Annotated in this window: 10 protein-coding genes; 8 read left to right on the forward strand and 2 right to left on the reverse strand. The window is 74.2% G+C overall.

Going from position 1 to position 13,218, the window contains the following annotated elements; all coding sequences use genetic code 11:
- Positions 1-63: 63 nt before the first annotated feature.
- Complete coding sequence (locus IE248_RS11255; protein ID WP_190030634.1) at positions 64-1,461, reverse strand: GntT/GntP/DsdX family permease; 1,398 nt, start codon at positions 1,459-1,461, stop codon at positions 64-66.
- Positions 1,458-1,970, reverse strand: coding sequence for a gluconokinase (locus IE248_RS11260; protein ID WP_229895294.1), 513 nt, complete (start codon positions 1,968-1,970; stop codon positions 1,458-1,460). The genes IE248_RS11255 and IE248_RS11260 overlap by 4 nt, the downstream gene beginning before the upstream one ends.
- Positions 1,971-2,143: 173 nt before the next feature.
- Here IE248_RS11260 and IE248_RS11265 point away from each other — a divergent pair, with 173 nt between their 5' ends.
- The 8 genes from IE248_RS11265 to IE248_RS11300 all read left to right on the forward strand — a co-directional run bounded on the left by IE248_RS11265 (position 2,144) and on the right by IE248_RS11300 (position 13,181).
- Entirely contained in the window at positions 2,144-2,890 is a 747-nt protein-coding gene (locus IE248_RS11265; RefSeq protein ID WP_037798794.1) for a FadR/GntR family transcriptional regulator, read from the forward strand.
- A gap of 59 nt (positions 2,891-2,949) precedes the next feature.
- The gene (locus IE248_RS11270) at positions 2,950-3,372 is read left to right on the forward strand and encodes a helix-turn-helix transcriptional regulator (RefSeq protein ID WP_037798795.1); all 423 of its coding nucleotides are present in this window, start codon (positions 2,950-2,952) and stop codon (positions 3,370-3,372) included.
- A gap of 10 nt (positions 3,373-3,382) precedes the next feature.
- Entirely contained in the window at positions 3,383-3,799 is a 417-nt protein-coding gene (locus IE248_RS11275; RefSeq protein WP_037800177.1) for a VOC family protein, read from the forward strand.
- Between the two features lie 57 nt (positions 3,800-3,856).
- Positions 3,857-6,247 carry an ATP-binding cassette domain-containing protein gene (locus IE248_RS11280; RefSeq protein WP_190030636.1) on the forward strand — a complete coding sequence of 797 codons (2,391 nt, stop codon included), beginning with the start codon at positions 3,857-3,859 and terminating at the stop codon, positions 6,245-6,247.
- Positions 6,248-6,442: 195 nt separating this feature from the next.
- Positions 6,443-7,669, forward strand: coding sequence for a macro domain-containing protein (locus IE248_RS11285; protein ID WP_190030637.1), 1,227 nt, complete (start codon positions 6,443-6,445; stop codon positions 7,667-7,669).
- A 13-nt stretch (positions 7,670-7,682) separates the two neighbouring features.
- Positions 7,683-8,375 (forward strand): hypothetical protein, encoded by a 693-nt coding sequence (locus IE248_RS11290; RefSeq protein WP_229895254.1) that lies wholly within the window; start codon positions 7,683-7,685, stop codon positions 8,373-8,375.
- 3 nt (positions 8,376-8,378) lie between these two features.
- Entirely contained in the window at positions 8,379-9,032 is a 654-nt protein-coding gene (locus IE248_RS11295) for an RES family NAD+ phosphorylase (protein ID WP_037798800.1), read from the forward strand.
- Positions 9,033-9,044: 12 nt separating this feature from the next.
- Positions 9,045-13,181: a CHAT domain-containing protein gene (locus tag IE248_RS11300; protein WP_190030638.1), complete on the forward strand. Its 4,137-nt coding sequence runs from the start codon at positions 9,045-9,047 to the stop codon at positions 13,179-13,181.
- The last annotated feature ends 37 nt before the right edge of the window (positions 13,182-13,218 follow it).

Consider the following 13,218-nt stretch of genomic DNA (forward strand, 5'->3'; position numbering starts at 1 on the left):
GGGCCGTCTCCCCCCGTTGGGGGACGGCCCGCCTTCCGGGGGGAGGACCTGAAGGGGCCGGCCCTAGACGACCAGGGAGAGCAGGAGGACGAATCCCAGGCCGGCCACGGAGATGATCGTCTCCATCACCGACCAGGTCTTCAGGGTCTGTCCCACGGTCATCCCGAAGTACTCCTTGACCAGCCAGAACCCGGCGTCGTTGACATGGCTGAAGAACAGCGAGCCCGCCCCGATGGCCAGGACCAGCAGCGCGGTCTCGGTGGTCGAGGTGCCCGCCGCGAGGGGGGCCACCAGGCCGGCCGCCGAGATCGTGGCCACCGTCGCCGAGCCGGTGGCCAGCCGGATGGCCACCGCGATCAGCCAGGCCAGCAGCAGGGTCGGGACGGCCCAGTTCTTCGACAGCTCCAGGATCATCTGGCCGCCGCCGGCGTCGATCAGGGTCTGCTTGAAGCCGCCGCCCGCGCCCACGATCAGCAGGATTCCGGCGATCGGGGCCAGGGACTTCTCCACCGTGGCCGAGATCCGCTCCCGGGTGAACCCGGCGGCCCGGCCCAGGGTGAACATGCCCACCAGCACCGCCGCGAGGAGCGCGATCAGCGGGGAGCCCACCACGTCCGTGACCCGCTGCACCGGGTGGGCGGGGTCATCGACAACGATGTCGACCAGGGCCTTGACCAGCATCAGCGCCACCGGGAGCAGCACGGTGAAGACGGTCGCCCCGAACCGGGGGCGGTGCTCCGGCGCGGCCGTGGGGCGCGGCGGGGCGAGCTGCTCCGGCGCCGGGATGTCCACCCAGCGGGCCGCGTAACGGGAGAACAGCGGCCCCGCGATGATCACCGTGGGGATCGCGACGACCACGCCGAGGGCGAGGGTGACGCCCAGGTTCGCGTGCAGCGCGTCGACGGCGACGAGCGGGCCGGGGTGCGGCGGGATCAGCCCGTGCATCACCGAGAGGCCGGCGAGGGCGGGGACGCCGATCCGCATCAGGGAGTAGTTGCCGCGCCGGGCGACCAGCAGCACCACCGGGATCAGCAGCACGATGCCGACCTCGAAGAAGAGCGGCAGCCCGATCACGGAGGCGATCAGGACCATCGCCCACGGCATGGCGCGGCCCTTGGCCCGGGCCAGGATGGTGTCCACGATCTCGTCCGCGCCGCCGGAGTCGGCGAGGAGCTTGCCGAGGATCGCGCCGAGGGCGATGAGTACGCCGACGCCCGCGACGGTCGCGCCCAGGCCGGCGGTGAAGCTGGTGATGGTCTTGGCGAGCGGGGCGCCCGCGAACACGCCGAGGGCGAGCGAGCCGACGGTCAGGGCCAGGAAGGCGTGCAGCTTCAGCCGGGTGATGAGCAGGACGATGACGGCTATGCCGGCGAGCACGGCCATGCCCAGCTGCGCGTTGCCGGCCGAGGTGATCGGCTCGGCGGCGGCCGCTGCCAGAGTCTCGGCGCTGAGACTGGTCACGGTGACGGTTCCTCAGTTCTGGGGGGGGCGGGGAGCAGGCGGAGCGCGGCGAGCGCCTGTTCGGTGATCTCTTCGGGGGTTCCGGACACGTCGACGACCACACCGGCCTCGTCCGGCCGCAGGGGTTCGAGCGTCGCGAACTGCGAGTCGAGCAGGGCGGTGGGCATGAAGTGGCCCGTGCGCGCCGCCATCCGCTCCTCGATCAGGGCGCGCCCGCCGGTGAGGTGGACGAACACCGCCCCGGGGGCGCAGGCGCGCAGCCGGTCGCGGTAGACGTACTTGAGGGAGGAGGCGGCGACCACGCCGCCCCGGTGGCCGGCCCGGTCGCGGATCCACTCGCCGATGGCGTCGAGCCAGGGCCACCGGTCGGCGTCGTCGAGCGGGGTGCCGGCCGACATCTTGGCGACGTTGGCCGCAGGGTGGAAGGCGTCGCCCTCCGCGTACGGCAGGCCGAGCGCTTCCGCGAGCAGCCTGCCCACGGTCGTCTTGCCCGTGCCGGCCACGCCCATCACCACGATGACGCGCTGGTTGACCACGGTTACCTCACTGTCCTGCTCGTCGCTGTCGTCGTTGACATCGGTTGGTGCGGCCCCACTGAAGCGCATTAAGTAGTACTTATTCAAGGGGTGGAGGTGAAACATCACATCTTTGGTGAGGCGGGGCGTCACCGTACGCTTACGCCATGACCACCGAAGGCAGTCCCGGGCAGGGCCTCCACTCCCATGTGCTGGACACCCTCGGCCTCGCGATCACCGCCGGCGAGGACCCGCCGGGCACGGTGCTGCGCACCGACGAGATCGCCGGACGCTTCGGCGCCTCGCGCACCGTCGTCCGGGAAGTCGTGCGGGTGCTGGAGTCGATGCAACTGGTCGAGTCACGGCGCCGGGTCGGCGTCACCGTGCGCCCCGCCGAGCAGTGGAACGTCTACGACCCGCAGGTCATCCGGTGGCGACTGGCCGGCCCGGACCGGCCGCGCCAGCTGCGCTCCCTCACCGTGCTGCGCTCGGCGATCGAACCCGTCGCGGCCGGCCTCGCGGCCGCCCGGGCCAGCGCCGAACAGTGCGCCGAACTCACCGAGGCGGCCCTCGGCATGGTCCGCACCTCGCGCGGCCACCAGCTGGAGGCCTACCTGCGGCACGACATCGACTTCCACCGCGTCGTGCTGAACGCCTCCGGCAACGAGATGTTCGCCCGCCTCGGCGACGTCGTCGCCGAGGTCCTCACCGGCCGCACGCAGCACGCGGTGATGTTCGACGACCCCGACCCGGCCGCCGTCACCCTCCACGTCCAGGTCGCCGAGGCGGTCCGCGAGGGCGACGCGGCCCGCGCCGAGGCCCTGACCCGGCAGATCGCGGCGGGCGCCCTGGACGAACTGGACGTCCTGGCGCCCACCGCCCCGGCGACCCCGGCCGGACCCACCGCCCCCTGACCCCCGGCGGTCGCCCCGGCCGCCCTCGCCCGCGGGCGGGGCTGTGCGAAGGTGGGCGCATGACGTCGTTGGAGGACCTCGTCCGGCTGCGCCGGGCACGTGACCGGATGGACCGCGAGTACGCGGAGCCGCTGGACGTCACGGCGCTGGCGAGCGCCGCCTTCATGTCGCCGGGCCACTTCTCCCGCAGCTTCCGCGCCGCCTTCGGCGAGAGCCCGTACAGCTACCTGATGACCCGCCGGATCGAGCGCGCCAAGGCGCTGCTGCGCCGGGGCGACCTGAGCGTCACCGAGGTCTGCTTCGCGGTCGGCTGTACCTCGCTGGGCTCCTTCAGCTCACGGTTCACCGAGCTGGTCGGCGAGAGCCCGAGCGCCTACCGCGCCCGCGGCCATGACGACGGCGCTGCCATCCCGCCCTGCGTCGCCAAGATCCACACGCGACCGGTCAGGAATGGAGAAGCGAAACACCACCCCCGCCCGTAGCGTGAAACGCATGGAAATCAACCTGTCCCAGTGCTTCATCGCCGTCGACGACCACGACGCGGCGCTCGCGTTCTACCGGGACGTCCTCGGCCTGGAGGTGCGCAACGACGTCGGCTTCGAGGGGATGCGCTGGGTGACCGTCGGCTCGCCCGCACAGCCCGACGTCTCGATCGTCCTCGAACCGCCGCTCGCCAACCCGAACGCCTCGCCCGCCGACCAGCAGGCGATGGCCGAGCTGCTGGCCAAGGGCATGCTGCGCGGAGTGATCTTCTCCACCGACGACGTCGACGCCACCTTCGAGCGCATCCGGGCCGCGGGCGGCGAGGTGCTCCAGGAGCCGACCGACCAGCCCTACGGCGTCCGCGACTGCGCCTTCCGCGACCCCGCCGGCAACATGCTGCGCTTCAACCAGCCCCGCAAGCAGTAGGCCCCGGTCCGGCCGGACCCTTCGAACGGGGCGACACCGCCCGACAGATGGAGAGAGATGAGCAAGGCCACGAGGGCGAACACGCAGTCGCCCGCACCGCGCGGCGGCGACCGCCACGACCTGATCCGCGTGCACGGCGCGCGCGTGAACAACCTCAAGGACGTCAGCGTCGAGATCCCGAAGCGCCGGCTCACCGTCTTCACCGGCGTCTCCGGCTCGGGCAAGAGCTCGCTGGTGTTCGACACGATCGCCGCGGAGTCCCAGCGGCTGATCAACGAGACGTACAGCGCCTTCGTGCAGGGCTTCATGCCGACGCTGGCGCGCCCCGAGGTCGACGTGCTCGAAGGCCTGACCACCGCGATCGTCGTCGACCAGCAGCGGATGGGCGCGGACCCCCGCTCCACGGTCGGCACCGCCACCGACGCGGGCGCGATGCTCCGCATCCTCTTCAGCCGGCTCGGCGATCCCCACATCGGCCCGCCCGGCGCGTACGCCTTCAACGTCCCCTCGGTCCGGGCGAGCGGCGCGATCACCGTCGAGCGCGGTGCGAAGACGACCGTGAAGGCGACCTTCAACCGCACCGGCGGCATGTGCGCGCGCTGCGAGGGCCGCGGCTCGGTCACCGACATCGACCTCACCCAGCTGTACGACGACTCCAAATCGCTCGCCGAGGGCGCTTTCACCATCCCCGGCTGGAAGTCCGACAGCCAGTGGACCGTGCAGGTCTACGCCCAGTCCGGGTTCGTCGACCCGGACAAGCCGATCAGCAGGTACACGAAGAAGGAGATGCGGGACTTCCTCTACGGGGAGCCGGTCAAGGTCAAGGTCAACGGCGTCAACCTCACCTACGAGGGGCTGATCCCCAAGCTGCAGAAGTCGATCCTCTCCAAGGACAAGGAGGCGATGCAGCCGCACATCAGGGCGTTCGTGGAGCGGGCGGTCACCTTCACCACCTGCCCCGAATGCGACGGCACCCGGCTCAGCGAAGGGGCCCGGTCCTCGAAGATCGACGGGATCAGCATCGCCGACGCCTGCGCCATGCAGATCAGCGACCTGGCCGCATGGGTCCGCGGCCTCGACGCCCCGTCGGTGGCGCCGCTGCTCGACGCCCTGCGCCAGACCCTCGACTCGTTCGTGGAGATCGGTCTCGGCTACCTCTCGCTCGACCGGCCCTCGGGCACCCTGTCGGGCGGCGAGGCGCAGCGCGTCAAGATGATCCGCCACCTCGGCTCCTCGCTCACCGACGTCACCTACGTCTTCGACGAGCCCACCATCGGCCTGCACCCCCATGACATCCAGCGGATGAACGCCCTGCTGCTGCGGCTGCGCGACAAGGGCAACACGGTCCTCGTCGTGGAGCACAAGCCGGAGACGATCGCGATCGCCGACCACGTCGTCGACCTCGGCCCCGGCGCCGGCACCGGGGGCGGCACCATCTGCTTCGAGGGCACCGTCGAAGGGCTGCGCACCGGCGGCACCATCACCGGCCGCCACTTCGGCGACCGGGCCGCCGTCAAGGACACCGTCCGCGAGCCCACCGGCACACTGGAGATCCGCGGCGCGACGGCGAACAACCTGCGCGAGGTCGACGTGGACGTCCCGCTCGGGGTGCTCACCGTCGTCACCGGAGTCGCCGGCTCCGGCAAGAGCTCGCTCGTCCACGGCTCGATCCCGGCGGGCGAGGGCGTCGTCTCGATCGACCAGGGCGCCATCCGCGGCTCGCGGCGGAGCAACCCGGCCACCTACACCGGGCTCCTCGACCCGATCCGCAAGGCGTTCGCGAAGGCCAACGGCGTCAAGCCGGCCCTGTTCAGCGCCAACTCCGAGGGCGCCTGCCCCGGCTGCAACGGCGCCGGGGTCGTCTACACGGACCTGGCGATGATGGCCGCGGTGGCGACCACCTGCGAGGAGTGCGAGGGGAAGCGGTTCCAGGCGGCGGTGCTGGAATACCGCCTCGGCGGCCGCGACATCAGCGAGGTGCTGGCGATGTCGGTGACCGAGGCCGAGGAGTTCTTCGGCGCGGGCGAGGCGGCCACCCCGGCCGCGCACCGCATCCTGGGCCGGCTCGCCGACGTCGGGCTCGGCTACCTCAGCCTTGGCCAGCCGCTCACCACGCTCTCCGGGGGCGAGCGGCAACGGCTCAAGCTGGCCACGCACATGGCGGAGAAGGGCGGCGTCTACGTCCTCGACGAGCCGACCGCCGGCCTGCACCTCGCCGACGTCGAGCAACTGCTCCACCTGCTCGACCGGCTCGTGGACTCCGGCAAGTCGGTCATCGTGGTCGAGCACCACCAGGCGGTCATGGCGCACGCCGACTGGATCATCGACCTCGGCCCCGGCGCCGGGCACGACGGCGGCCGGGTCGTCTTCGAGGGCACCCCCGCCGAACTCGTCGCCGGCCGGACCACGCTCACCGGGGAGCACCTCGCGGCGTACGTCGGCGCCTGACGGCGGGGCCTCGCCCCGTTGCGGGGCGGGGGAGCGGGCGGACGGGGCGGGCGGACGGCGCCCGGAATCCGCCCGGGATCCGACCGGCTTCGACCGTCCCGCGACCGGACCGCGACCCGGCCGGGGCGGAACATGGTGGAAGAGGGGGCCGGATCCGGCTTGTAGGGGCGATGCGCGCGGTGCGATCCTTCCGCCATGTCGCCCACACAACTGCCCGATCACGGGGCGGTCCTCGCGGAGGTGAGGGAAGTGCGGCGGGCCGGGATCGTCCGACTGCGTGAGCTCAGGCTTCCTGTGCTCACCGGAATGTCGGCTTCTCCGGGGGAAGGGAGTCCCGGAGAGCCGCGCTTCCCCGCCGTCGAGCGGCTGCTGCGCACCGCCGTGGCCGCCATCGGCGGCGGCACCCTCCAGGAAGCCGCCGAGTTCAGCCTCGGTCTCGCGCAGGGAACCCGGGACTGGCCGCCCGCCGACCGGCGCCGCCGCGCCGCGCAGGTCTACGGCGTCAGTGTCGAACGGTTCCGCAAGAACCAGGAGCTGATGGTGCTCGGGCAGGTCGCCGAGCAGCTCGTACGCCTCGCCTCCGGCGCCCCCGCGCAGCCGCCCGCGACCGGCGCAGCCGTCCCGGCCTCGGACGCCGGCACCGCTCCGGCCGACGGCTCCGCCCCCGCCTCCGCCCTCACCTCCGCCTCCGTCACCTCCGAACCGTCCGCGCGGCCGCGTCCGCTCGCCCCCAGCCACCACCGGATACCGGTGCGCGCTGGCGGCCACGGCGGCCATGTCACCCTGCACGTACACGCCGTGGACCTGCTGCGCGACATCGACGTGGTCGTCTCCCCGTCCAACACCCACCTCGCGCTGCCCGAGCCGTACAAGTCCTCCGTCGCCGCCTCCCTCCGCCGCGCGGGCGCCGTCCGCGACCCGGCGGGCCGGCTCGTCGAGGACAGCGTCCGCGACGAACTCCGCGCCTGGAGCGACCGGTTCGCCGCCCCCGGGCTGTCCGTCGCACCCGGCACCGTCGCCCCGACCGGCGCCGGAGCCCTGGCCTGGCAGGGCATCCGGCGGATCTTCCACGCCGCCGTCGCCGTGCCGCGCCCCGGCACCAACGACTACGACGTCCAGCCCGCCGACGTCACCCGCGCCGTCACCCGTGTCTTCGCCCTGCTCGCCGAGGAGAACGGCCGGTCCGCCGACGCCGGGCTGCCCCCGCTCAGGTCGCTGTGCCTGCCGCTGCTGGGCGCCGGCCGGGGCGGGCTCACCCCGGCCGTGAGCTTCGCCGCCGTCTGGGCCGCCGTCGAGGCCGAACTGGCACGGGGCGGCGACTGGGACCTCCACTTCCTCGTCCGGCGTCCCGAACGGGCCCTGCTGGTGGCAGAGTTACTCGCTTCCACCGATGGCGCCCCCACCGAGGAGCCCGGCCCGTGAACGGATGCCCGACGTGACCAACCCCGCCCATCACGCCGACCCCGGGGGTCCGGCGAACCCCTACGCGCGGCTCGCCGCCGCGGCCGCCGAGTGGGACGAGCTGCACCCCCGGCTGACCCCCGAGGCGCTGCGACAACTCGGCTTGTTGCTGGCCGCGTTGCGGATGGCCGACGCCGAGGCGGCCGGCCGGGCCGCGCTGCTGGCCGCCCGGCTGCTGGGCGAGCAGCTGCCCGACCGCTTCCCCCGCGAGAGCCGCCTCACGGCCACCCCCGAGCACCCCGACGCCGGGGTCGCCGGCCACCTCGGCTTCAGCGCCGAGGACCTCGCCGTCCTGGTCCTCGACGGCCACCGCATGGTGGGCCCGGTGCTCGGCGAGGTGCGCGCTCGGCTGCTCGCGGCTCCCTCCCTCGGCGACGCCGAGGTCCTGGAGGGCGGCTGCGACCCGTACGGCCCCGGCCTGGTCCGGCTGCACGGCGCGGGCGGTCTCGTCCGCCTCCCGGCCTTCCAGTTCACCGCCGACGGCCGGGCCCGCGCCCTGGTCCGCGAGGTGAACGCCCTGCTCGACGCGGACCACGACCCCTGGGGCGCCGCCGACTGGTGGCTCTCGCCGAACGGCTGGCTCGACGACGTACCGCAGCGGCTGCTCGACACCCCGCGGGAGCGACACCTCGTCACCGCCGCCGAGTTGCTGACCGAGGGGGAATAGGACGTGCCCAACTACAGGCCGCCCGCCGAGCCGGCCGGCACCCCGGTGAAGGTGACCCTCGCCGCCGGCGCCCCGCTCTACCGGGTGCACTCCTCCCGGCGCGGCGCCGGCTCCTTCAACCCCGTTCCGTCCCACTGCCTTTACGGGGGCGGGCGGTTCGACTCCACCTCCTGCGACGTGTACGGCCACCTCTACGCGGGGCTGACCCCCGAGGCGGCGGTCAGCGAGACCGTGCTGCACTCGCTCCCCTTCGACCCGGCGGGCGGGGCGCGGCTGGTGCCCCGGGTGGCCGTCACGGGCCGCCGGCTGTCCGTGCTCCGGCTCACGGCCTCCGTGGACGTGGTCTCGCTCGTCACCGGACAGGACCTGGCAGCCGTCCACCAGGACAGCTGGCTGGTCCAGGCGGAGGCCCGCGACTACCCGTACACGAGGGACTGGGCGCACTGGATCCGACGCCACACCGACCCCTGGGCCCAGGGGTTCCTCTGGTCCTCCAAACGTGAGCCCGGCGAGCGGGCGCTGGTCCTGTTCGCCGACCGCTGCCCGCCCGGCCTGCTCGCCGAAACGGCCGACGAACCCGTCGACTTCGCCACCGCCGAGGGGCGGCGCTGGCTCGACCAGGCCCTGCTTCCGTACCACGCGCGACTCGCGCCATGAGGGGGACGACCAGTGGACCAGACCCAGGACCCGAGCCGGAACCCGGACCGGGAGCCCGGCCAGGAGCCCGGCCAGGAGCCGGATCAGGGGCAGGATCCGCCCGAGGACGCCGCCGCGTGGCGGGCCGCCCGTGAAGCCGTCATGGCCGAGCTCGCGGGCCTCCCGGCCGGGGACCCGTACGCCCGCGAACTGTGCGGGCGGGCCGGCGAGCTGAGCTATCTGCTGGCCCTGGAGGAGAGCGCCCCCGAGGACCTGGAACTGGCCGCCGAGGCCTTCGCGCACGCCTTCCGGCCCCCCGGCCCCGGGCAGGGGCCCGGCTGGCCGCTCCGGCGGATCATGTACGGCCATCTGCTGGGGCTGCGCCACGACGAACAGCCCGACCCCGAGCTGCTGGAGCGGTTCCACGACCTGCTGGCGGAAGGGCTGGCGGAACTGCCGGACGACCCGGGCCTCGACGAGGCGGCCTCCCTCGCCCGCTGGCTGCTCGCCTTCGCCACCAAGGCCCGCTACCAGGCGGCCGAGGACGACCGGGACCTCCTCGACCAGGCCCTCCACCGCAACCTGAGCGCCCTCGAAGCCGTCGAAGGCGGCGACACCGACCTCCAAGTGGCCCTCGGCTACCTCTGGTTCCGCCACGGCACGCTCGGCGGCGGGGCGCCCTCCTTCGCCAACTCCGTCCGGTACCTCACCCTGGCCGTCGAGGCCGGCGGCGGGGAGGGGTCGGACGACCCCGCGCTCGTCCGCCAGGCCCGGGGCATGTCCCTGACCCTGCTGGGCGCCCACACCCTGGACCGGAGCGTCCTGGAGGAGGCCCGGGCGGAGACGGCCGCCGCGCTGGCCGACGTACGCGCCCGGGGCGGTACGCCGCCCGGCTGGGTGCGCGACGCGGAGCTGCGGATCACCTTCATCCGCACGGTGATCGCGGTGCACTGGGAGGACGAGGCCCAGGGCGCCCTCGCCGAGGCGGACCTCGCGGCCCTGGTCACGGGCCCCCGGGACATGGACCGCCTGGACGTGGCGCAGCTGGACGTGTTCGGACGGCTGCTCTGCTCGCGGGGGATGGCCCAGCAGCGGGACGGCCTGCTGGACCGGGGCGTCGAGATGCTCACCCGGGCCCTGGACCGCTGGCAGCCGGAACGGGACGGCAAACCCACCCGGGCGGCGCTGACCCTGGGCCTGTCCCTGAACCTGCGCCAGGACGCCGCCCACGAGACCGAGACGGACCCGGAGCGGCTGCGGGCCGTCGTGCGCGCGCTGCGCCTGGCGCTCGCCGACGAGGAGTTCACGGGCGAGGAGCGCGACCACGCGCTCCTGTTCCTGCTCGACACGCAGACCCGGCTGCCGCAGGACGGACCCCCCGACGTGTCGCCGCAGGAGATCAACCGGATGTTCAACCGGCTGAAGGGCGTCATCGAGAGCGGCGAGCCCATCGACTTCGGGACCGACAACCCGCTGCTCGCCGACACCCCGGAAGCCCGGCGGCGCTGGCGGCTGCGGGTCGACCCGATGCTTCGGAGCTGGGAGGCGATGGAAGAGGGCAGCCGGGCGAAGGCGGAGACCGCCGCGCTGATCCTGGGCTCGCTCCACATGATCGACCCGCACGGCGACCGGCTCGGCGAGGAGCGCGAGGCGGAACTGACCCGCGTCGTCCTGGAGCACGCCCGGGAGCACGAGGACTGGCGGGGGCGCGGGCACACCGTCCTCGCGATGCGGCGGTTCGGCCAGGGCGGCCTCGGCGACGCGGCCCGGTTCACCGAGGCGATGGAACACTTCGAGGCCGCCCGCGAGGCGGGCCGCGAGGACCCCTGGCTGGAGTTCGCCGAACAGACGGCGGCCGGCATGGGTGAGCAGTACACCGGGGTCACCGGCGGGTTCGCCGACGCCGTGGAGCGCTGGTCGGGCATGACGGACAGCCTGGACCTGTCGCCGCGGCTGCGCCTGCAGTGGGCCTGCCAGCAGGGCACCGCGCAGACCATCGTCGCCGCCAAGCGCGGGGACCTCCCGGCCGCCGACCGCCACCTGGCCGCCGTCGCGGAGGCGGTCGCGGAGCTGCCGCGCGAGGACACGGCCTGGATCGAGGTCTGGGCGCAGTACGAGACCGCCCGCATCGCCCGGGAGGACCTGGCCCACCGGGTCGGCGCCCCCCGGACCAGGCCGCCCGCCGGCCGCCCCTCGGCGGCCGAACTGCGGGCCAGGGCCGCCAAGTACCCGCGCCAGGGCCGGGCCAACCTGCTCGGCGACATCGCCACCGGGTGGATGCGCGACGCCCTCCAGCCCGCCGACCTCCCGCGGCTGCGCGAGGCGCTGGCCCTCATCGAGGAGGCGGCGGCGCTGAGCAAGGAGGGCGGCGAGCCCTGGGTCCGCTTCACGGCCAACGCGGGCGGCCTGTACTGCACCCTGGCCATGGCGGCCCCACAGGTGGCGGGCCGGGTCGTCGAACGCCAGGCCCTCAAGGACCTGGAACGGGCGATCGTCCTCCTGCGGGGCGCGGTCGATGCCATGGGCGGCCCCGAACACCGCCTCTGGTCGTTCACCGCCCTCCCGCTCGGCCGCGCCTACCGGGCCCGCCCGCAGGCCTCCCGCGCCGACCGCGAGGCCGGGCGCCGGCTCGGGATGGACTCCCTGCGCGGGTACGTCTGGGCCGCGCTGCTCCAGTCGGGAACGCACGACGCCGCCGAAGCGGCCCGGCTGGCCAGCGAGAACTCCGAGGAGGTGGTCCGCTGGTGCCTGGCCGACAACGCCCTCGAAGAGGCCGTCCAGGCACTCGACGCCTGCCGCGGTCTGGTCCTGCACACGGCGACGACCAGCCGCTCCGTCCCCGAACTGCTCGTCGCGGCGGGCCGGGAGGACCTCGCCGGGGCCTGGCGCCGCGGGGTCGGGGGAGCGGGGGCGGACGCCGTCCCGACGGCCCTGCGGCGCGAGGCGCTGAGCGTCCTGGCCGCCGGAACGGGATCCCTGCTCGACCCGCCCGGCGCGGCCGAGATCGGCGCGCGCCTGAGCACCCTGCGCAAGGACGCCCTCGTCTACCTCGTCCCGGCCTCCTTCCTCGGGCCCGGTACCGCCCTCGTCGTCACCGCCCGGGGCGACGTCCACGCCGTACCGCTGCCCAGGCTCACCGAGGACGCCGCCCCGCTGCGCGACTACCTGCCCGGCGCCCCCGCCGGACGCGACGTGGGGCCGGTGCCCGGCTGGGGCGGGACCGCCGCCGCCCCGGGCCCCTGGCAGTCCGGCGGGCTCCCGCTGCGCGAGCAGCTCGACCGGCTCTGCTCCTGGGCCTGGTACGCCGCCGTCCGGCCGCTGTTCGACCTGTTCACGGTGCCCGACCGGCCGGGCCGGGTGGCCCGGCTGGTGCTGCTGCCCATGGGGTCGCTGGGCGTGGTCCCCTGGCACGCCGCCTGGAGCGACGACGGCGGCGGCCGTCGCCACGCCATCGAGGAGGCGGAGATCTCGTACGCCCCCTCCGCGCGGCTGCTCTGCGAGGTCGCCGCGCGCCCGCCCGCCCCGCACACCGAGACCGCGCTGATCGTCGGCGACCCGACGGGCGACCTGCGGTACGCGGGCGAGGAGGCCGATGCCGTCCACCGCGTCTTCTACCCCGGCGGCCGCCTCCTCGGCCTGAGCACCGGGGACGGCACCCCGCAGCAGGTGGCCGACTGGCTGCGCGGGGAGGGCGACGAGGGGGCCGTACTGCACCTCGCCTGCCACGGCACGGTCGCGGAGAACCGGCCCCGCAGTTCCTACCTCTCCCTCAAGGGCGGCGAGCTGACCGCCGAGGAGGTCACCGACTCGCTCCCCGGCCGGCTCGGGCTCGTCGTCCTCGCGGCCTGCCGCAGCCAGGTCTCCGGGCGCGGGTACAACGAGGCGTACAGCCTGGCCTCGGCCTTCCTGGTGGCCGGGACCCGCTCCGTGATCGGCTCGCTGTGGCCGGTCCCGGACGAGGCGACCTCCGTGCTGATGTTCATGACCCACCACTTCCTGCGCCGTGAACAGGAGCCGCCCGCGCGCGCGTTGCGGCGTGCGCAGCTGTGGGTGCTGGACCCGGACCGGACGGTGCCGCCGGAATTGCCGCCGGTCCTCGCGGACCGGCTGGCGGATCTGGACCCCCGCGACCTGAGCGCCTGGGCCGGCTTCACACACCTCGGCCAGTGACCCGGGGCGGCCCGGTGCGGCCCGGGCCGGGGGCCCG

The organism is Streptomyces goshikiensis (assembly GCF_014650555.1).
In the GTDB taxonomy this organism is placed as follows: domain Bacteria; phylum Actinomycetota; class Actinomycetes; order Streptomycetales; family Streptomycetaceae; genus Streptomyces; species Streptomyces goshikiensis.